The sequence below is a fragment of the Filimonas zeae genome (genome assembly GCF_014641615.1).
Lineage (GTDB): Bacteria > Bacteroidota > Bacteroidia > Chitinophagales > Chitinophagaceae > Filimonas > Filimonas zeae.
The window spans coordinates 788624-809836 of the sequence record NZ_BMIB01000002.1 but is presented as its reverse complement, the minus strand read 5'-3'; the positions used below and the strand labels follow the sequence as shown (position 1 = coordinate 809836).

General features: G+C 44.2%; 13 protein-coding genes. 10 read left to right on the top strand and 3 right to left on the bottom strand.

Annotation, left to right across the window (positions count from 1 at the left end):
* Window positions 1-17: 17 nt before the first annotated feature.
* A complete protein-coding gene (locus IEY13_RS10015) occupies window positions 18-1142 on the top strand; it encodes a cytochrome-c peroxidase (RefSeq protein ID WP_188951840.1) in 1125 nt (374 codons plus the stop codon).
* Window positions 1143-1699: 557 nt separating this feature from the next.
* Here the strand turns inward: IEY13_RS10015 and IEY13_RS10010 are convergent.
* A complete protein-coding gene (locus tag IEY13_RS10010; protein ID WP_188951839.1) occupies window positions 1700-4867 on the bottom strand; it encodes a hypothetical protein in 3168 nt (1055 codons plus the stop codon).
* Window positions 4868-5175: 308 nt separating this feature from the next.
* Here IEY13_RS10010 and IEY13_RS10005 point away from each other — a divergent pair, with 308 nt between their 5' ends.
* From IEY13_RS10005 to IEY13_RS09980, 7 genes are all read left to right on the top strand, one after another.
* The gene (locus IEY13_RS10005; protein WP_188951838.1) at window positions 5176-9189 is read left to right on the top strand and encodes a DUF6443 domain-containing protein; all 4014 of its coding nucleotides are present in this window, start codon (window positions 5176-5178) and stop codon (window positions 9187-9189) included.
* A 224-nt stretch (window positions 9190-9413) separates the two neighbouring features.
* Window positions 9414-9965: a hypothetical protein gene (locus tag IEY13_RS10000; protein WP_188951837.1), complete on the top strand. Its 552-nt coding sequence runs from the start codon at window positions 9414-9416 to the stop codon at window positions 9963-9965.
* Window positions 9940-10620 (top strand): hypothetical protein, encoded by a 681-nt coding sequence (locus IEY13_RS09995; protein ID WP_188951836.1) that lies wholly within the window; start codon window positions 9940-9942, stop codon window positions 10618-10620. Before IEY13_RS10000 ends, IEY13_RS09995 begins: the two co-directional genes overlap by 26 nt.
* Window positions 10617-10838, top strand: a complete 222-nt coding sequence (locus IEY13_RS30125; RefSeq protein ID WP_229687807.1) for a hypothetical protein — start codon at window positions 10617-10619, stop codon at window positions 10836-10838. Before IEY13_RS09995 ends, IEY13_RS30125 begins: the two co-directional genes overlap by 4 nt.
* Window positions 10832-12043: an RHS repeat domain-containing protein gene (locus tag IEY13_RS09990; RefSeq protein WP_229687806.1), complete on the top strand. Its 1212-nt coding sequence runs from the start codon at window positions 10832-10834 to the stop codon at window positions 12041-12043. Before IEY13_RS30125 ends, IEY13_RS09990 begins: the two co-directional genes overlap by 7 nt.
* Window positions 12044-12103: 60 nt before the next feature.
* On the top strand, window positions 12104-12670 hold the full coding sequence (locus tag IEY13_RS09985) for a hypothetical protein (RefSeq protein ID WP_188951835.1): 567 nt from the start codon (window positions 12104-12106) through the stop codon (window positions 12668-12670).
* A 314-nt stretch (window positions 12671-12984) separates the two neighbouring features.
* Window positions 12985-13512, top strand: a complete 528-nt coding sequence (locus IEY13_RS09980; protein WP_188951834.1) for a hypothetical protein — start codon at window positions 12985-12987, stop codon at window positions 13510-13512.
* A gap of 102 nt (window positions 13513-13614) precedes the next feature.
* Here the strand turns inward: IEY13_RS09980 and IEY13_RS09975 are convergent, their stop codons facing one another.
* Both IEY13_RS09975 and IEY13_RS09970 read right to left on the bottom strand, forming a co-directional pair.
* Complete coding sequence (locus IEY13_RS09975) at window positions 13615-13791, bottom strand: hypothetical protein (protein WP_188951833.1); 177 nt, start codon at window positions 13789-13791, stop codon at window positions 13615-13617.
* 272 nt (window positions 13792-14063) lie between these two features.
* A complete protein-coding gene (locus IEY13_RS09970; RefSeq protein WP_188951832.1) occupies window positions 14064-15899 on the bottom strand; it encodes a hypothetical protein in 1836 nt (611 codons plus the stop codon).
* 329 nt (window positions 15900-16228) lie between these two features.
* Here IEY13_RS09970 and IEY13_RS09965 point away from each other — a divergent pair, with 329 nt between their 5' ends.
* Both IEY13_RS09965 and IEY13_RS09960 read left to right on the top strand, forming a co-directional pair.
* Window positions 16229-20590, top strand: coding sequence for a DUF6443 domain-containing protein (locus IEY13_RS09965; RefSeq protein ID WP_188951831.1), 4362 nt, complete (start codon window positions 16229-16231; stop codon window positions 20588-20590).
* Entirely contained in the window at window positions 20590-21153 is a 564-nt protein-coding gene (locus IEY13_RS09960) for a hypothetical protein (RefSeq protein ID WP_188951830.1), read from the top strand. Before IEY13_RS09965 ends, IEY13_RS09960 begins: the two co-directional genes overlap by 1 nt.
* Window positions 21154-21213 lie beyond the last annotated feature (60 nt).

Sequence of the window (21213 nt, the reverse complement as noted above, 5' to 3'; positions counted from 1 at the left end):
AGGTATTTTACAGTGGTATGAAAAAGATAGTGATCGTTATTCCGATAGTGCTTGTTTTTATTACATTATGCTCCTCCCGGGTAGCACGTTATTACGCTGCCGAAACTGATTCGTTGCGGTTGTTGTATGCCAGAACCATTAAAGAATGGCCGCGCCCCACTATAGACAGTGGGGTGGTATGGCAGGAAATGCAACCGCTGCCTGCAGAAAACGCCTGGGTAGCGGGTATGAACAACCCCGAGGTACAGCTGGGCTATAAACTGTTTTTTGATCCGCGTTTATCCAGCTCCAATCAAATCTCCTGCAGCAGCTGTCACCATCCCGATCTGGCCTGGGGCGATGGTAAAGTGGTATCTGTGGGGCACGATCATTTGCCCGGCACCCGCAACACGCCATCGCTGCTGAACCTGGCCGCACACAAACAGTTTTTCTGGGATGGGCGTTCGTCCTCGCTGGAAGATCAGGCTATTAACCCGCTGGCCACGCATCACGAAATGGATATGGATGTGCCGCTGCTGGCTTCCAAACTACAGGCTATACCCGGTTATGATTCGTTGTTTAAAGCCGTATACAAAACCAAACACATTACCATAGATCATATAACCGCTGCGCTGGCTGCGTTTGAAAAAACACTGCAGAGCCGCAAAAGCCGGTTCGATTTGTTTATGCAGGGCAAATACAGCGCCCTCAACACCGAAGAAATTAAGGGGTTACACCTGTTCCGCACCAAAGCCCGGTGTATGAACTGCCATAACGGCCAGTATCTTACCGATGACCAGTACCATAACATCGGCCTTACGTATTACAAACGGAAGTATGAAGATCTGGGGCTGTATAAGGTAACCCGCAAACCGGAAGATGTAGGTAAGTTCCGTACCCCTTCTCTGCGCGATCTGGCTTATACCGGCCCGTATATGCATAATGGGTTGTTTCCTAAACTGGAGGGCATTATTAATATCTACAACAGCGGCATGCAGGTTAAACCCAAACCGGGTATGGAAAACGATCCGCTGTTTCCGCAAACGGATAAGCTGATGCAGCCGTTGGATTTGCAGCCCGATGAAAAAGCAGCGCTGGTGGCGTTTTTACAGGCCATGAGTGTGCAGCCTTTCCGCATGAAGCGGCCGGAATTGCCTGAGTAAATACCAACAGTATTTTGGGTTTTCCGGTCATGCCAACCAATGGTTTGTAGGTATACGTTGGAGAAAAAGTATGGTGATAATGAAAACCTTAAGGCGTAGGATAATAAAGGATACTATAACCGGAAATAATATGCACAGGATAAAACTGGTGATTATAGTTGTTTTACTGCTATTGTATGGTATTGCGGATATTTATTTTCTTTCTTACTACTCAGGCAGTTTTTCGCTATTCCGGCTTGTGAATCCTTTGCTGGAGTTCATCACTTATTATAATCTTAGCCAAACAGTATTCAGCATATTGTTTCATGCTCCGGCTATTGTGTTACCCGTATGTTTGTGCTGTTTGATGACAAAGCGGGTGAGGCGGTACTATATTGTAGCAGTTATTTTTATTTTGTTTGTACCCTCTTTAATAAACGCGTAAAATAAAGGTGAACCATACGGCCGGATACCGGTTTTTATGTAGGCACTTCATTTGTTGCGGATACTTTTGTTACAGGTAAATTTTATCCCATGGCAGGTAGCTGTTGTACAACAACTACCCGGCATGGGATTTTTTATGGATAAGAGGTTATCGGCCCATAATAGGTATAGTCCATCTGCTTTAGTATATACCCGTTCTGGTCTTTTATCAGTTTCAGGCGCATGAAATTATCGTATTCGTAAAAAGTGGTTTTGCCGCTGGCATCTGTTTCACTGGTAATACCTGCGGAAGGCAGATAGGTATAGGTAAATACCTGGGCGCCGGGCAGGCCGGTTCTTATTTTGTTTAGTTCAGTTCGCAGCTGGCTGTCGGTATATTGGCCGTTTGTGTTGTTGAGAATGGCCATGTTTACCAGACTGCTGACTGTTGCATAGGTGCTGCCAGCTACTTTGGCTACCGGATAGGCATTGGAATAGCCGTATAGGTACACATATTTTACATCATCCGGTTTTTGCTGTTCCAGCGCGTTGCCTTTGATATCGTACTGATTAATAAGTAGTCTTGTTTCAGGCGTAAGTGTGGTGTATCCTCTGGATATACTTTTCAGATAAATGCTTTTGCCTGTATGCCATAAATCGTGATTATAAATCAGTTGTTCTGTAAGCTGATTGTTTCGGTAGCTCTTTATAGTAACCGGAACTTTTAACATGTTCCTTGCCCGCATGGAATCGTAAACAGCAGTACCGGTAAAATTATTAGCATACGCAAAGGTCGTTTTTAAAGTGCCGCCTGTACTGTTGTCACTTTCTTCCTGTGTGGGGTTAAAGTTTGCAATGCTTTCAAATAATGTTTTTTTCCACGTGGTAATCACTTTTAACGGACTGGCGTTTTCATACATCTTCACTGTGTCCTGTTTGTATTTTAAGCGGTAAGGCTTATAGTAGTACACATCAAAATAGGCCTGGCTTCTTCCGTATACGCCTGATGATAGCAGCTGGTCAGCCTCGCAGGTGGTGTAGGGCATTACCTTAATGTTTTTAATAGCTGGTATGCTGGCAACAGTATCATACAGGTATACCGATATTTCTTCCCGCAGTTTAGCCTTCCCGGCGTTATAGTAAGTTTTCCGTTTGGGCAGGCCTTCTTCCCAGCTGTTAAATACCGAAGTGAAGGGAGGTACACGTAAAGCGGTAAAATGTTGCGGCATGGTAAATTCATAGTCTATCTCACTTTGGTCTGACAGTATTTCTCTGGCTTCCGGATAAATTACATAGCTCCCTGCCGAAATGCCGGGAATGTTTTTGGGGTAGGTGCTGCGGGAAGTAATAGGGCAGGCATTAGTGCAGCCCGGAAATGCATTCGGGCTCAGCCTTTCTACCGTGTATTTAACCATCTGATAGTCGTAAGTTGGTTCTGTTAACAGAATACCGTTTGATAAAGTTGAATCTGTACGTTTATCGTAGTTATAGTTTCGGACGATATTGTTGAGATGGTTTATCCCATCGTGCTGCGTTATCCTCTTAATGCGTAGTCCGCCTCCAGGCCATCTTTTGATGGGTTTGGTGGAGTCATATCTGAGATAAGCAAAATTCAGATAGCCAAAGTCAAATGGCTCAGGTGTCGTTCCTCCAATGGTATAGGTGCCCGGCTCCAGAAACAGCGTGGTGCCTCCATAAGTATTGGTGTTGGAATTAGTGGTGGTTGCTGTGTAGATGCGCTGTCCATTGGGAGCGTTTATATACAGTGTGGTAGAAGGGGGCATTGAAGAATAGGAAGTGCAGTTGGTAGCGTTTTCACCCTCCATGCAGTTACCGATGCGGAATGCCACATCTACCGACTGTGCATAAGGAATGGTGATCGTCTTTTCTAAAAAGCTGTTACCACTGTTAGATACCGTTACACTCTGAGAATTAAATACCGGAATGTACATGTAGGGTGGCAATGCCCCCACCATCACTGAGCTATAGTCGTTCGCTTCAAAATCAAACTGCGTGTATCCGCCGGTGGGGTAAATAATTCTTTTTAATACCCCCGACCGGATTTGTACAGTGTCAGTTTCCCGGTTGGCTCCGGGAATATATACCCCATTAGGATTGATATAAGCAGGTATCAGCGTGGTATTGTTTTTAGCATTGTAAAATCCCCAGTGATCCTGTGCTTTGCTGGTAATTCCTTCGGCAATATTGTTATAATATTCAAACAGATGTTGTTTTTCAACAGCATTCAGGCGACCTTCTTTTACACCTGTCAGTTTTAGCTTGTAACCTCCGTTAAAATAATCGTAAACCAGGTTGGTTCTTTTCATCTCTTGCCCCCATGCATTCAGTTGTATAATGGTATCTATCTTTTTATCATCACAATCAGTACGGTTGCCATAAGCAAAACGCAGGCTTCCCTGTGTGCCGGTTATTGAAGTAAGCAGTACGCCGGCTATTATCTGATTTTGTGTTCTTATAATGGTTTGGTTAGGAAATTGGGTCTGGCAGGTGGTATTGCCGGGTGCAGTTTGTAACAGCGTAGTGGAATAGTCTGCATTGTTATGGTATACATGACCTGTATATTGGAAGGTGATAGAGTCGCTGTTGTTGGGAAACAGTATTTTAGAAATATACCAGGCGGTAGGCGCAAATATTTCAGAGTCTCCAATGTCTGTCTGCGTGGTTTCAACAGCGCCGAACAGGTATTTATAACCATTGTCGTCTGTAATTTCAAACGCATTGCCGCTTATGGTGATTTTGTAGTTGCTCAATGGCAATGTCTGAAATCCGGTACCCGTATTAATAAACCTGCCTCCCCCGCCTGGCAGGTTAAAAGTGTAAATGTCCGATTCGCCATCGTTCTCTCCAATGGCAAAGTACCGGATGCTATCGGTATAAGGTTGAATAGCCTGGCCGTTGCCCAGAGGCAGGGCATTGTATGTATAGTTAAATCCTTTTCCATGCTCATCGGGTAACCCTACTATACTTCTGGTAATTACGCCTCCTGTATTCATACTCCAGCCAAACCCCACCCGCGAAGCTGCAGTTTGAACCTTTATATCAGAAGCGTCATATTGCAATACAAGGGGGATGGAGAAATCTTTGTTAAATGCTACATTAAACAAGGGAATAGAAATGTCAGGTTTCCCTGAATACAATCCTACCGGTACTTCTCCATAACGAGCAATAGCTGCTGCATTGGGAGGGGGAATAACCACATTGGCGTTTAATGGCGCCAGATTCTGAGAGTTTACTGATAATGAGAAGAATAGAACAGATGCTATAAAGGCCGTGCGCTTTAATATCAGGTAAAGGGTAGTCATGGTTAAGGGTTGGTCGTTGAATTTAAAATAAATGTAATTTATTTTTTGTATATTGCTGTAGTAACCTTAAGCAAATACTTATTCCTTAAAAAACACTTATGCAAAAAATAATACAACCTGTTTCTCTTTTATCTATTTAATTATCACGGTTAATAACACAGAGTCAGTTACTGTTATGTCCTTGTTAATCAGTGATACATTGCTTCAAAAAATATTTATGAAAGAGAAACAGTTATACCTTGTTATATTGGTAATTATTTTTTTTTATAACAAAAATATCCGCTCAGGTAAAACCTATAGCAGAAACGTTGCCCGTTGCTCAAACAGTAGCTGCCCGGCCCGCGGCTTATGCTTCTGGTCTTCCATTAAATTACGTAAAATCCTGGACGCCTCTTCGGCCAATTACTACAGAAGCGGATGTGGTGTCTTCTTCCAGAACCGTCAGGGAAGTAAGCAGAGCTACTACCTATGCAGATGGACTGGGCAGGCCTCTGCAAAATGTTAACTGGCAATTTTCTCCTGCCAATGGCTCCGGTCAGAGTTTTGATGTGGTTACTCCTGTTGTGTACGATGAGTTTAGCCGTGAGAAGTATAAATACCTCCCCTATACAGCTGCCTCTGCTAATGGTGATTTTAAAACTACTCCTTTTGCGGAACAGGGCGCGTTTATGACGGCTCAGTACCCTGGGGAAGAGGTGTTTTACAGCCAGACTAATTACGAAGCTTCTCCATTAAGCCGGGTATTGGGTATTATGTCACCGGGCAACAGTTGGTCGGGTAGTAGCAGGGGCGTGCAGACGGCTTATGAATGTAATGCTGCCAATGAAGTACGTATATGGGCCATTAGTGCCACATCCGGCGCTGTTCCGGTAAGCTCCGGTTATTACAATAGCGGTGCTTTGTACCGGACTGTTACAACTGATGAGCATAGCAAACGGGTGGTGGAATATAAAGATAAGCTGGGGCAGGTAATTCTGAAGAAGGTAGAAATTACCAGTGGCGCTGTTGTAACAGCCTTTGCAGGATGGCTGCATACCTATTATGTATACGACGATCTGGGTTTGCTGAGATATGTTATACAGCCCAAAGGGGTGGAGCAACTTAGCGCCAGCTGGGTGTTTGATGCCGCTACCTGGGCTGCCAGTAATATAGCTAAAGAGCTTTGCTTCAGTTACGAATATGATAACCGAAATCGTATGATTATTAAGCGGGTGCCTGGTGCCGGTGAAGTATATATGGTGTATGATGCCCGTGACCGGCTGGTGATGACGCAGGATGCCAGAATGCGTGCCGCGCAACAATGGCTGGTAACACAGTATGATGAGCTAAACAGACCTTTCAAAGCCTATTTATGGACAAGCGCTGCCGTTCGTACTACACATGCTGCTTCTGCTGCCGGTAGCATCAATTATCCTGGTGTAGCCTCGCCTGCGGATGGCTATCTTTCTGTAACATTTTATGATAATTATGATTGGGTAAGTACTTCTGGTAGTGGTTTAACAGCTGCCTTTGCTTCCGCTGAAACTACCGCAGATTTTCTCACAGCTTCCGATGCAACTTTTCCTTATTCGCGTGCTATTACGCCTGTTACAACTGTAAGGGGCATGGTTACCGGTACGCAGATAAGGGTATTGGGAACTTCTCAGTATCTGTTCTCGATTAATTTTTACGACGATCGTGCGCGCCTTATTCAAACTAAAAGCACCAATATAAGCGGTGCTACCGATATCGTAACCAACCAATACAGTTTTGATGGTAAAGTGCTTATGGCCAAAGCCTCACATAGTGCCACGGGAATGACGCCAGGTACGGTAAAAGTGATCACGAAGCACGATTATGATCATGCCGGCAGGTTGCTTTCGGTAAAGAAGCGGGTAAACAGCGGTTCGTGGGTTACCATAGATACTTTATTGTATGATGCAGCCGGGCAGCTTTTAACAAAACAACTGGGGCGTAAAAAACCGGGGGGTGTGTACAATAATCAGCCGATAGAGACGCTTACATACGCTTATAACATCCGCGGGTGGTTAACGGGTATTAACAGGAATTACGTAGCCAATCCTTCCGGAACAAGCAATTTCTTTGGGGAGGAGTTAAGCTATGATTATGGCTTTACGCAGAAGCAGTACAATAGTAATATAGCCGGTGTTACATGGTGCAGCCGTAACGACCAGCAGGTGCGATCCTATGGATATACTTACGATGCAGCCAGCCGTTTACTAAAGGCTGATTTTACCGAGAAGATCAATGCTACCACCTGGAACACTTCCCTGGGCCGGGACTACACTACCGTTATGGGCAATGGCACAGACGCTGCCCAGGCTTATGATGCCAATGGCAATATTTTACGGATGCAGCATTACGTTACGCCTTCCACCAGACTTGATGATCTTACTTATAATTACGATTTTTCTATTGGGGGAAATCGTTTAAAGCGGGTTACAGATGCTTTTAACAACCCGGCCAGCACCCTGGGCGATTTTAAAGAAATTACCGGCGGACAAACACAGGATTATGACTACGATGGCAATGGTAATATGGTGTATGATTTAAACAAAGGCATCAGCAGTATTGCCTATAATCATTTAAACCTGCCTTCCTTAATTACGGTTACCGGTAAGGGTACTATTGCTTATACCTACGATGCTGCCGGTAATAAGCTTAAAAAGGCTGTAACCGATGCCACTAACAGTAATACGGTTACCACTACCACCTACATAGGCAGTTTTCAATATGAGAATAACGACTTAAAGCAGCTGGCGCATGAAGAAGGCCGCATACGCCGCAAGCCTGATGGCAGCTACGTATACGATTACTTTGTAAAAGACCATTTGGGTAATATCCGGGCTACGCTTACCGAGGAAGAAACGGTTGCTGTTTATCAGGTGGCTACAATGGAACCGGACAGTGCTGCGCAGGAAGAAACCTACTACGCCAACCTGTCGGAAACGCGCGCGTTAAAGCCGGCCGCTTATCCGGATAGAGATTCTGCCAATAAATATGTGGCAAAACTGGATGGCAAACAGAATAAGCTGGGGCCATCGCTATTGCTGAAAGTAAATGCCGGTGATAAGATTAATATACGGGCCAAAAGCTGGTATCAGCGTAACGGAAAAAACGAGGATCAGTCGCTGCCTTTTACGGGGGCTGCTTCCGGTTTATTGGGTAATGCTGTAGAGGCAGGAATACTTCACAATGGGCCGGTTTTACAGGCAGCCTCTGGTGCTAGTACTATTTTACCGGGCGTTTTAAGCTTTTTACAAACACGCGATGCGCAGGACGAGAAAATAACGCGTAAACCCAAAGCGTATCTCAATTGGGTGCTGCTGGATGAAGATTTGAAACCTGTTAAAGAGGATACGATAAGGAAATCACTTAAGCAGCCGGAGTATGCAGGTTTTCAACGTGTTGGGGAGGAGGGGGAGCTTTCGCAGCATGTAAAAGAGGGATGGGAGGTAGAAAAGAGTGGGTACGTATATGTATTTACGAGTAGTGAATCTGCGGATGCCGAGGTGGTATTTGAAGAATTAGGGGTAACTTCCATACAGGGGCCGTTGCTGGAAGTGGATCACTATTATCCGTTCGGATTATCTATAGCTAACATATGTAGTAAGTCCGAAGGGAAGCTATATAATAAGGCAAGATATAACGGCATCGAGTTTAATAAAGATATAGGTTTGAATAATTATGAGGCGTATTATAGGATGCTTGATCCCCAGCTGGGACGTTGGTGGCAACTAGATCCTAAACCAGATCATTCAGTAAGTTCATATTCATCTATGGGGAATAATCCTATAATGAATATGGATTTTCTGGGTGATACAATGCGAGGAGTGAATGAGAGTTCGGGACAGCGGATGCTAGCGGCTCTTCATCAAAATTTCAGCGGCCTGCGGGGTACTGAACAATTATTGAAACTATTTACAATGGGCAGTGATAAGGTTTCTTTGTCAATGATAGATGAGAAAGCGTTTAATGCGGCTATAAGCGGATTGGATAAAGATGTTCAAGCTTTAGCTACAGGTTATTTCAATGTAATAAATTCAACAAGCACGCAGTTTGCAGCTATTATCGATTCCAGGAACGGAGAAACTGTAGACCTGTCTCAGGCAAAAAACATAGATAAAAGTTTATTTTCATCAATGGAGGGATTGGACGGTGCGAAAATACAGGGTGGGAAGTCTATAAATTGGGGGCCAGATGGAAGTCGAAACGGACAAGGATTAGTTGCAATTAATATAGCGAATACTACTAAAATTGAGGATTTGACTACTTTTTCGGGAAGGTCTGCTTCATTTGGCCAGATGCTGCATTTTCCTTAAACCATGAAATGATTGGTCATAACCTTACCTCGGAAGTTCGATGGGGAGATGGGTATACTCAGAGAAAAGGCGCTATTCAGGTCGGTGCGACTATGAGTGACAACATTTATCTTAGAGCACATGGAGCTCCTTATTACAGGAATGGTGCTGATCATAATGGAAATGTTCCAATGCCTGCTAATTCTGCCAACTCTATTCCTGATCATTTAAAACCTAAGAATTAAATGTATAAGCTTTTTGTGCTGCTATTTACTGTTTTACTTTTCTTAAAATCCGGGATTGGGCAGGAAGTTTATTCTTGTGATACTAGTCGGAGTGAATTTGAAGAAATCGTTGGCAAGGATATGCAAAATATTATAGGTTCTGGTGCCGCTACCTGTCTTAGTCTATACGAAGGACAACGTGGATATAGTTCTTCCTGGAGTTTTGTTTTTTGGGTTAATAAACGTGGGAAAAGTATAAGTCGACTGTATTACAACGTACGATATGTAAAGGGGAAACTGAGATTTAACAAAAAGAAATCGTTCTTAAAGACGGATTTGTCAATTGACAAGCTCATACTTATTGGTAAAGAAATAGCTCAGGTTCCTGGTGATACTTTGAGCGATTTATCTCATGATCATGTGTTTAGAATAGATGCATATCTGGATGGAAAGTCTGCTAAGATTCAGTTCTGTGAAAAGCAATGGTTATTCTTTACAAGTAAGATGCATGACAGATATTTTGATGATTTAATTGCATATTTAAGAGGTGAAGCTGATTGCTTTAGTAATTGATGTAGTATCCGGGATAGAGCAGCGTTTAATAAAACATGCTCATTGTAAACAGAGAGGTAGTATACGTAAATTATGCTTATACCTTTTTGCATGTATTTTAAGCTTGGGATGTTCTTTTAATAAGAAAAGTGATGGGGATAGTGCTAATAAGCCTGTTTCCTTAGTCAAGGATAGTGTTCAGGCGCGTGACGTAGCTATAGCTGCTTTTGATGAATATGCTTCACAGTCTAAGGATTCTGTAGTGAAATATGGTTTGCGTAATCTGAATGACTCTTGCACTAAATACATTTATGGTATTAATGGTCGAGATGTGGTAGATACTTTGAGCGGCATTGTTGTAGCTCAATGTAGTATTAAAATGGTTGGTTTTTCTTTGAATAATAAGAAATGCAAATTTGAGTATGCTATTTTTGTTCACGATTCAGTTCCTGAAGTGTTTACTTGGGCAAAGCAGCCTTTAATTCATGCTTTCGAATGCGATATGATTACTCAGAAAATAAACAAAGCTTTTCTGGGACAACATTTTTCTTTTACTTATAAGAAAGATCTGGATAAGTGGTACAAGCAGTCGTTAGAAGAGAGCAGAAAGACTGATTTTTTTAAAACTGCAAGCTTGCATCCGGAATTCATAAGGCTTGTGGGAATTGGTGAGTGAAACTAGAACCGGACAGTGCTGCGCAGGAAGAAACTTATTACGCCAACCTGTCGGAAACCCGTGCTTTAAAACCTGCGGCTTTTCCGGATAGAGATTCTGCCAATCAATATGTGGCCAAACTGGATGGGAAACAGAAGAAGTTGGGGCCATCACTGTACATGATGGGCCGGTGCTACAGGCGGCATCCGGTGCCACCCCTATACTTCCTGGGGTGTTAAGCTTTTTACAAAAGCGTGATGCGCTGGACGAGAAAATATCGCGTAAACCTAAAGCATATCTTAACTGGGTGTTGCTGGATGAAGATTTGAAGCCTGTTAAAGAAGATACCGTAAAGAAGTCACTCAAACAGCCGGAGTATGCAGGTTTTCAGCGTGTTGGGGAGGAAGGGCAGCTATCCACGCATGTAAAAGAGGGTTGGGAGGTAGAGAAGAGTGGTTACGTATATGTATTTACGAGTAGTGAATCTACCGATGCTGATGTGATATTTGAGGAATTAGGAGTTACTTCCATACAGGGGCCGCTGCTTGAGGTGGATCATTATTATCCGTTTGGATTAAATATTGCGGGAATCAGCAGCAAGGCTGAGGGTAGGTTACGGAATAAGTTGAAATATAATGGTAAAGAGCTGCAGGATAGAGAGTTTGCTGATGGTAGTGGGCTGGAGTGGTTTGATTATGGAGCCAGGATGTATGACCTGCAGGTGGGTAGGTGGTATAGTTTAGATCCATTGTCAGAGAAAATGAGAAGGTATTCGCCATATAATTTTGCTTTTGATAATCCTACCAGATTTAGTGATCCTGATGGAATGGCACCATTTGATCATGTTTATTATAATAGTGGTGGCGAAGAAGTTCATAGAATTAAAGATGGAAGTAAACGTATAACTCCGGTAGTAATACATGAGAAAAGTCAGGCATCATTTGATGCAAAGATAAAAAGTGGAGGTGCGACAGTTGAAGATTTAAAAGGTTTTGGCTATACATATGACACAAAGGCGTTTTCGAAATTTTACACAGATAATGAAACTAAATTTCAGGCAACATCCGTTGGCGGGGTATCACTGACGGGGGCAGATAAGGTATTAGTAGACGGAAAAGTAACCGATAAAAATAGCCTTTATTCGGAAGCCACCGGCAATACCGTTCTAAAAGACGGTGTTGTGACTGTTGGGGAAAATCCTGCAAAATCGGCTTACTCCATGACTGGTTCGGTTTCGGATGCTGGCGATGAACCAGGGGCGGTTGGGGCGGTACACCTACATCCAACTTCTGGCACTATGATGGTGCAAATTGAAAGGGGAGCTTCCATATATCAAAGGGAAATAATTGGCGGGCGGCCATCTCCCGGGGACTATGACGAACATCAAAGAAAATTTGAACAGGCAGGCTCGCCTGCAGGACTTTCCGCGATCCGTTGTAGTTGATAAAAAGTATATCTACCTGCATAATTCAGGGGCATCTAATACAATAAAAATTCCAAGATTATGACAAGGTATTGTTGGATAATATTTTTAATTTCTGGTTTAGGACATGGCTGTGATAATCAAACCAGAAATGATGGCAATAATAGGAATGCATGTTTTGTTTATCCTAAGGAAATAGATAGCTTGCATTTACAGGAATTATATGACAGCGCCAGATGGTATGTGTATACGTGGCACTGTGATGGTATATATAATGCTGGGAATAAGGTGTCAAAAAATATGTCGTTTGGTGAATTGCCTTTAAAGTTCAGAGGTGTGTCTTTGAGAAAAGATGTAATAGAAATAAACTTTTATTTTTTCGACGAAATTGAAATGCGTTCGATATTGACTAGTATGACAAAGGATAATAAGCAGTTTTTGTCGGGTGTTGCATTTGATGTTAAGACAAGGAAAAGAGTCTATATGCTTTCACCTTCTGGGTTTCATGCTGTTGAAAAAGGAAGCAATACCAGATACGATAACCCTCTGCAGCCGGAGGTTTTGGACTATATAAAAAACAACTTTGGTAAGTTAAATATCTGCTTTAGGGAAGAGGTCGAACGCAGAGGAGTAATGTCTTTAAAATAACCGGATTAAACGAGCTTTATTGCTTCATCCCTCGCTCCACTCCTTCACCGCCTCATACATCTTATTATAAATAGTCCTCTCTGATAGCCCGGTACCAACGTTCAGATTGAGAAAGGTTTTTTTGTCGATCTTTATAAAGTTTATGGTGGTCACCCTTCTGGAATCCCGGGAGAAGGGTCGGGAGATTATCAGGAGCATACAAGGTCTTATCAGGCTGGCCAATCAAAAAATGGAGTTCGGTCAATAGTATTAGATTCAAAGAATATTTATTTATATAATTCCAGTCCTAATCAAACAATTGTAATTCCGAGATCATGATGCGTTTATTTTCTTTTATCACCTTATCGCTTTTTTTAGCGTGTAGCTCGCCAAAATCTGAGAAGGATTCTGCATATTCAAAACAGATAGATAGTTTACAGGTCAGGGATTTATATGATAGCGCCAGGTGGTATTTATACACGTGGAATTGTGATGCTCTTTATAAGCCAAAAGAAGATAGCCTGGTTAGTAAGCCTTTGTCTGAAATTGATTTGAAATTGAATCACCTCGTGGTTAGACATGATACTTTAATCTTGTTATTTGATTTTGTAGACAAAGGAAAGGTTATACTGGCTGGAATGACAAGAGATAACCGACAGTTTGTGTCAGGAGTTGGGTTCAATATTGGAAACAGGAAGAAAATATTTATGGTTGATTCTAATGTCTATTTTTCTCATAAGGATGATCCTGAAAGTAGATATGTAAATCCTCTACAGCCGGATGTTGTCGGATTTATAAAAAGGAATAGCAAAAGGCTGAATCCGTGGTTTAGGGGAGAAGCTGAACGTAGAGCTGTGATCTGATTATCCTGTGTATGTCCGGAGTTGCCTGAGTAGTGTATCAGATGGGACGAGGCTATCTGTTATGTAAACAAAGCGGGCGTGAAGATGCCCGCTTTGTTTTTTTTAATCTGTAAAGCGTGTCCATTGCCTGCGCAGCAGCCATCGTATATAAAAAGCATACAAAATGCTGGCTGCCATGAGCGACAGGGTATTTTTTAGCCGCTTTTCCCATTTGTTGATGCCGCTGTAGCTGTAGGCTTCCTGCCATATACCAGCTGCTATGAGCGCGAAAAGTAACATGCTTACAAACAGAATAACACCAAAAGATAGATTATGCACCCTCAATATAACTTCCGTTATTATGAATAAAACAAAAATCGCAGACGTGTATATGTTAAACCAGAGGACGGCTGCATAAAATAAAGCGCGCCCTGCATAATCTCTCCACACCGGGAAATCAGATGGCATACGGTGTTTCATAAAATGATCTCCCAATGCAATTAGTAATCCTCCTGTTAGCGCAGCTACCAGTATCTCAAGCGTATTTATCAATATTAGTTTCAGTCCCGTTATCAGCATTTGAGCTCCTGTTTAAGTTGTTCCAGTGTAATTTCTTTTTTCAGGTATTGTTCCAGTAGTTCAAAGTTAATCCGGGCAACGGAATCTGTTTGTTTAGCAGCAACGCCTTTATTATCGTTGATGAATTGTGCAAAGTTGTCTATAATCCCCCGCCATAACTTGTCTGCGTCCTGATATCCGGTGGTAGAAAATAGTCCTTTAATTCCGCTTGCTAATGCAATGGCATTGGTAGTGTATTTGTCCATACCGCCAATATAGAAATAGCTGGAGCCGCTACCATCAGACCAGGTGCCAAACCTGCGGTTACCGCTTACCGGATGTCCGCCATCTAATGGGGTTTTCATAGTCGTGAATGTAAATTGATAATGTTGTGTTGCGGTGCTGGGCGAAGTATAAGAGGACTCTATCACCGTTCCATCCAGTGGCATGTTTATATGAACCAATGCACCGATAGAATTCTCATAAGGAGCGTTCCATAGCTGCGTGTCGTCCACACCGTTGTGTACATAAGGACTGAAATTGACAATGCTCGGCCTCTGGATAAAATCGTTGATATGCAAACGGAAGTATTCCAGCAGTGTTTCATTGGTTGCAGTTACCTTATTGATTTCCGGCATGGTAGTGATTTTTATCGGGAACATATCCGAATTGGCTACCAGCGAATGCGTTTGGGTAAGGTACTGGAATGCAAATGTACCATAAGTAGCATGTAAGGAATTGACCCTGTTTATTACCTGTATCATAGGCTGAAATTCGTATAATTGCTGAAAGAAGGGGCCATGCTGCTTCACATGCTGTAGTTCAGGGCAGGCGAGCAGTAAGGTTGCGTCTGCATTTAATGCCTCTTCCAGTTCATTCAGGCGTTCATAGTAATAGCCGTTTTCATCTTTCAGCAGGAATTCTCCACCACTGCCGGGCAGTATGGGGGTAACTGGCGGGTCCATGTAAACTGGCGGCGGTTGAGGGCCGATAGGCAAATGCGGATCCAGCCAGGGACTGGGTACGGTAGACCCCCCCCCGCCGCTACCGCCGGAGCCTCCTCCGCCGCCGGGCAGTGTTGAGCCTGGTGTGGTTCCTGTGCCTCCGCCATTGGTGGCATCTGTTTCCATGATAGTGATTACCCATTTACAGTCTTCTGTTTCGTAACGGCAGTCCCCCGCTACGCGCCTCAACTCACCACATCCGGTTTGTACATAACCGATACATTCATATACGGCTGATACAGTAGTTCTTGCATTCCGCTGTGCCGGCGATTTTATCAGCGGATGAAATGTGCGTGGCAACCTGTGGGTAGCGTTGTCGTGATTGAATAACCGGCCGTCCACCACTTTAAAGGTGGTATCGCCAAATATCCGGTAGTGATGATACATCAGTTGTGTGGCCACAAAGGTTGCATTGAAGGTATGGGGTTCGTTGCCAAAGCCGTATAATTCGTAATCTTTGGCCTGAATATGCATAAACTCAATGCCTTTACGCGTGATACGGCAGGCCAGTAATGCTTTTACTGCTCTTGCTGCTGAATCAGCAAAGGGCAGCATTACCAGGGTGTCGCCGGCAGCGTTTACTGGCATTACAATGACTTTATTCCAGACTGCCATTCCGTTTGTCTGAATAATGCGGTCCAGAAAATGATACTGGTTTTCCTGGGTGGCAATAGCATCGGAAATGCGTTGCAGTACAGGTGGGTTACCCTCAGGTACCGTGAGGAATTTGCGTACTGTTTCCGGGGTGTCGTTGCGGTTACTCAGGTACTCCTTTTTGGAACAGGAGTTAATAAGCAGTGCAGTCAATAATACTGCACATCGTAGAAGTGTTCTCAGGTAATGCATGGTTATGGTTTTGATCAGGATATTCTAACGGGTGTTGGTTTAATTGCAGTTTGCAGCAGGTTGGATGATGTAAAAGTAGCAGATGTATAAGGCATTTAAACAGGTGATAAAACGGTATATTGCTCCGTTTTTTCACCGGGTGATGCCGGGTGTTCGGTAATAAGATATCTTCTTTGTTTGCAAAAAATAGGGAGGATAAAGTTTTTTATATATATTGCTGTAGACAACCTGATGCATTGTATGCACTCTTTAAAAAACACTTGCTTTCTTACTCTGAAATGTGCGTCTGGCCTGTACAAAAGCTTTAAACACAACCTAAACACTTATATATGTTGCTATATCTTACACACATGCGAAGGCTGATGCAAAACAACTTTGCCCTGTCTGTTGTCCTGCTTTGTATTACCACTGCCGGTGCACAGGTAAAGCCTGTTACAGAAAGTGTACCTGCTGCACAAAGTGTGGCCGGCAAGCCGGCTGTTTATTCCGCAGCCATACCACTGAATTATGTAAGAACCTGGACACCTGCACGTCCTTTTACTGCTGAGGCAGATGTAACTGCTGGCGGTAGAACGGTGCAGGAGGTGGCACGTACTACACAATATGCAGATGGTCTGGGCCGGCCGCTACAGGCCGTAGCCTGGCAGGCATCGCCCGCCAACACGCTGGGGCAGAGTTTTGATGTGGTGGCACCGCATGTGTATGATGCGTTTGGGAGGGAGAAATATAAATACCTGCCGTATACTGCCACTACCAACAACGGGGTGTTTAAAACCAGCCCTTTTACAGAGCAGGAAACATTTATGGCGGCACAGCATCCCGGCGAGCAGGTGTATTACAGTATGCAGCAATTCGAAGCTTCTCCCTTAAACCGTTTACTTACCGGTTATGCCCCTGGCAATAGCTGGGCGGGTAGTGGCCGGGGGGTACAAACGGCTTATGAAGTAAATGCGGCCAACGAGGTGCGTATGTGGTCTGTAGCAGTTTCTGCAGGTTCGGTTCCATCCAGTTCCGGCTTTTATCCGGCTGGTGTTTTGTTCCGCACGGTGGTTACCGATGAACATGGAAAAAGGGTGGTGGAATACAAAGATAAAACGGGACAGGTGGTATTAAGTAAGGCAGAGGTTACGGCTGGTGCGGCGGTAACTACCCATGTGGGATGGTTGTGTACCTATTATGTGTTTGACGATCTGCAATTGCTGCGGTACATTATTCAGCCCAAAGGTGTGGAGGCTTTAAGCAGCTCCTGGGTGTTTGATGCCGGTAGCTGGCAGGCCAGTAATATTGCAAAAGAGTTGTGCTTCAGTTATGAATACGATAGCCGCAACCGTATGGCCATAAAAAGGGCGCCGGGTGCGGGAGAAGTGCATATGGTTTATGATGCAAGAGATCGCCTGGTGTTAACGCAGGATGCTAAAATGCGTGTGGCTCAGCAGTGGCTGGCAACGGAATATGATGAGCTCAACAGGCCGGTTAAAACGTTCTTATGGGGTAATGCTTCCTCCCGCGAAACGCACGCTGCTGCAGCGGCGGGCAGTAGCAGTTATCCGGCTGTTGCCAATCCGGCAGATGGCTATTTAACAGTTACTTACTATGATAACTATGATTGGGTGGCAGGGGCTGGAAGCGGTTTGGCAGCAGCTTTTGCCAGTGGTGAGGCTTCGTCCGATTTTATGGCAGCTTCTGATGTAACCTTTCCCTATCCGCGAAGTGTGGCTGCTTCTGCCTCGGTTAAAGGGCAGATAACCGGCGTAAAAGTACGGGTGCTGGGTACGACCCAATACCTGTTCAGTATCAATTATTACGACGACCGTGGGCGTGTAATACAGGTAAAAAGCACCAATATCAGCGGTGCCACCGATATAGCCACCACGCAATACAGCTTCGACGGCAAAACACTTATCACCAAATTATCGCACGGCGCTTCGGGCACAACACCGGGTACAGTAAAACTGGTTACCCGGCAGGACTATGATCATGCAGGCCGCGTGCTCAACATTAAAAAGCAGCTGAACAATGGGGCATGGGTTACGGTAAGCAGTATGACTTATGATGCCGGGGGACGGATGCAAACCAAACAGCTGGGCCGCCAGAAACCGGGTGGTGTGTATAATAATTCCCCGTTGGAGACACTTACCTATCATTATAACATACGCGGCTGGCTTACGGGCATTAACAAAGATTATGTGGCCAACCCCACCGGCTCCGGTAATTATTTTGGTGAGGCACTGAACTATAATTATGGGTTTACACAAAAGCAGTATAACGGCAACATAGCAGGCATTACCTGGTGCAGCCGTAACGATCAGCAGGTGCGGTCTTATGGTTATACCTACGATGCCACCAGCCGTTTGTTGCAGGCCGATTTTACAGAAAAGATCAACGCCACCACCTGGAACACTTCCCTGGGGCGCGATTACACTACCATTATGGGCAATGGAACAGATGCCGGTCAGGCGTATGATGCCAATGGCAATATTTTACAAATGCGTCATTACGCTACACCGGGTGGTTTAATTGACAACCTTTCCTATAACTATGAGTTACCTTCCGGTGTTAATGGCAACCGGTTGAAAAGCGTAACTGACGGCGCTAACAACCCTGCCAGCACATTGGGTGATTTTAAAGAAATCACGAGTGGGCAGGCGCAGGATTATGATTATGATGCCAACGGTAATCTGGTATACGATCTCAATAAGAACGTTACCGGTATTACGTACAATCACCTGAACCTGCCGTCTCTGGTAACGGTTGCGGGAAAAGGCAATATTGCTTATACCTATGATGCCACCGGCAATAAGCTCAGAAAAACAGTTACCAATAATGTGAATGGGAATACCGTTACCTCTACTACCTATATAGGTAGCTTTCAGTACGAAAATAACGATCTTAAACAGCTATCACATGAAGAAGGTCGCATCCGCCGTAAGCCGGATGGCAGTTATGCCTATGATTATTTTGTAAAAGATCATCTGGGCAATGTGCGCGCCACCCTTACGGAAGAAGAAACAGTAGCTGTTTACCAGATAGCTACCATGGAAGCAGACAGTGCGGTGCAGGAAGAAACCTATTATACCAATGTGGCAGAAACCCGTGCCGTAAAACCAGCGGCTTATCCCGATACCAGCAGCAGTAACCAGTATGTGGCCACACTGGATGGCCGGCAGAAAAAGCTGGGGCCATCTATATTACTGAAAGTAAATGCAGGCGATAAAATTAATATCCGTGCAAAAAGCTGGTATCAGCGTAACGGTAAAAACACAGACCAGTTATCGCCTTTCACTTCGCTGGCTACCGGTTTATCTGGTGGTGGAGGCATAGAAAGCAGTATGTTGCATAACGGCCCGGTGGTACAGAATGTATCGGGTGCGCTTACGGTGGTGCCGGGTATACTCAGCTTTTTACAAACCCGTTCGGCCAGCGACGAAAAGGTTTCCCGTAAACCGCTCGCTTATGTAAACTGGGTATTGCTGGATGAAGATCTGAAACCTTACCCTAAAGATACCCTCTCGAAATCTTTGCATCAGGCAGAATACGCCGGATTTCAGCGGGTGGGTGAGGAGCAGGAACTGAAGCAGCATGTAAAGGCAGACTGGGCTATAGAAAAAAGCGGTTATGTATACATTTTTACCAGCAACGAATCTGCCGATGCTGATGTGGTTTTTGAAGAATTAGGGGTAACTTTCGTACAGGGGCCGCTGCTGGAGGTTGATCATTATTATCCTTTCGGTTTGGCCATCGCTGGCATCACTTCTAAAGCGGAAGGCAAATTGTACAATAAATTCAGATATAACGGTATTGAGTTCAACAAAGAACTGGACCTGAATAACTATGAGGCCTTTTACCGTATGCTCGATCCGCAGATAGGTCGTTGGTGGCAGGGCGATCCCAAACCCACGCATTCCGTAAGCCCCTATTCTTCCATGGGTAACAACCCTGTACTGAATATGGATTTCCTGGGCGATACCATGCGGGGTGTAAACGGGGCTTCGGCAGAGCGTATGCTGGCGTTGCTGAAACAAAATTTCAGCGATATAAAAGGTACGGAAGCCCTGCTGGGGTTATTTAAGATGAGCAGCGACGGCGTTTCTATGGCAGGCATTGACGCCAAAGCGTTTGATGCTGCCATAGCAGGGCTGGACGAAAGTACACAGGCTTTGGCCCAGGGATTTTTTACGGTGATTAATTCTAAGAATACCCAGTTTGCGGCAGTGATTGATTCTGATAAAGGAGAGAAGGTGAATTTGTCGGAAGCTAAGAATATGCAAAAGGGGCTGTTTGATGACAAACAGGGAAAAGATGGTGCCTATATTGGAGGCGGAAAAAGCTTGTATTGGGGGCCGGACGGAGGCAGATCTGGTCAAGGCCTTGCTTTAATAAATCTTGCCAGTAAAGAAAACGTAAATGGGGTTAGAACTTCTGACGGAACAGAGGTGCCTTATCCTGTTAGTGCTGCCTTTTCTTTAAATCATGAGATGATTGGTCATAATCTTACTGCGGAGGTTAACGGGCATCTGATGAACTTTCAACGCGCACCAATTATAGGTAAAGGTGCCATCAATAGCGATAATATTTATCTGAAAGCACACGGAGCTAAGTTGTATCGTGATGAAAAAAATCATAATGGCGGTCAATTGATGGGCAAAGAGGCGGCAACGGCTGTTCCTGAACATTTAAAACCTAAAAATTAATGAACAGAATCTTTCTATTATTCTTCTTTCTGCTTTTGGTTTCTGTTGATGTCAGGAGCCAGCAACAACGTGCCTTCTCCTGCGATACTGCCAGAAGAGGTTATGAGCAGTATCTGGATAAGGAGGTGCAAAAAATCGTTGCTGCGGGGGCCTCTGTTTGCCTTAGTTTATTTGAGGAAGGGCGCGAAAATGCAGATGCTTATGCTTTGGTGTACTGGATTAATAAAAACGGCAAACGGCAAAACCGGTTATATTATAACCCGGATTACGAAAAAGGGCAATTCACCGGCCTTAAGAACAATTTTCTTTCAAGGCCGGTGGCTTTTGATAGTCTGTTACAGGTGGCGCGGCAAATTGAAGCAATACCAGGCGATACCATGAGCGTTATGTCTATGGATCACATATTCCGGTTGCATTTCTTTCGCAATGGAGCGCACCAGGTAGTTCAGTTTTGTGAAAAAGAGTGGTGGAAGCACGGAGTGGGCGCGTATGATAAATATTTTGAGCAGTTGGTGTTTTACCTGAGAAAGAAAGCGCTGGCCTATACCGGATTGCCGGGGTAAGAGTGTTTTATATGAACAAGCCTCTTTTCTTTCATTGTTGCTCTTCGTTACATTATTGCG

What these genes read in the sequence shown, in the direction of transcription:
- IEY13_RS09970 (WP_188951832.1), bottom strand. Translation starts at nt 15,899, where the DNA reads ATGCATTACCTGAGAACACTTCTACGATGTGCAGTATTATTGACTGCA.
- IEY13_RS09960 (WP_188951830.1), top strand. Translation starts at nt 20,590, where the DNA reads ATGAACAGAATCTTTCTATTATTCTTCTTTCTGCTTTTGGTTTCTGTT.
- IEY13_RS10000 (WP_188951837.1), top strand. Translation starts at nt 9,414, where the DNA reads ATGTATAAGCTTTTTGTGCTGCTATTTACTGTTTTACTTTTCTTAAAA.
- IEY13_RS10015 (WP_188951840.1), top strand. Translation starts at nt 18, where the DNA reads ATGAAAAAGATAGTGATCGTTATTCCGATAGTGCTTGTTTTTATTACA.
- IEY13_RS09965 (WP_188951831.1), top strand. Translation starts at nt 16,229, where the DNA reads ATGTTGCTATATCTTACACACATGCGAAGGCTGATGCAAAACAACTTT.
- IEY13_RS09975 (WP_188951833.1), bottom strand. Translation starts at nt 13,791, where the DNA reads ATGTTACTTTTCGCGCTCATAGCAGCTGGTATATGGCAGGAAGCCTAC.
- IEY13_RS10010 (WP_188951839.1), bottom strand. Translation starts at nt 4,867, where the DNA reads ATGACTACCCTTTACCTGATATTAAAGCGCACGGCCTTTATAGCATCT.
- IEY13_RS09980 (WP_188951834.1), top strand. Translation starts at nt 12,985, where the DNA reads ATGATGCGTTTATTTTCTTTTATCACCTTATCGCTTTTTTTAGCGTGT.
- IEY13_RS09985 (WP_188951835.1), top strand. Translation starts at nt 12,104, where the DNA reads ATGACAAGGTATTGTTGGATAATATTTTTAATTTCTGGTTTAGGACAT.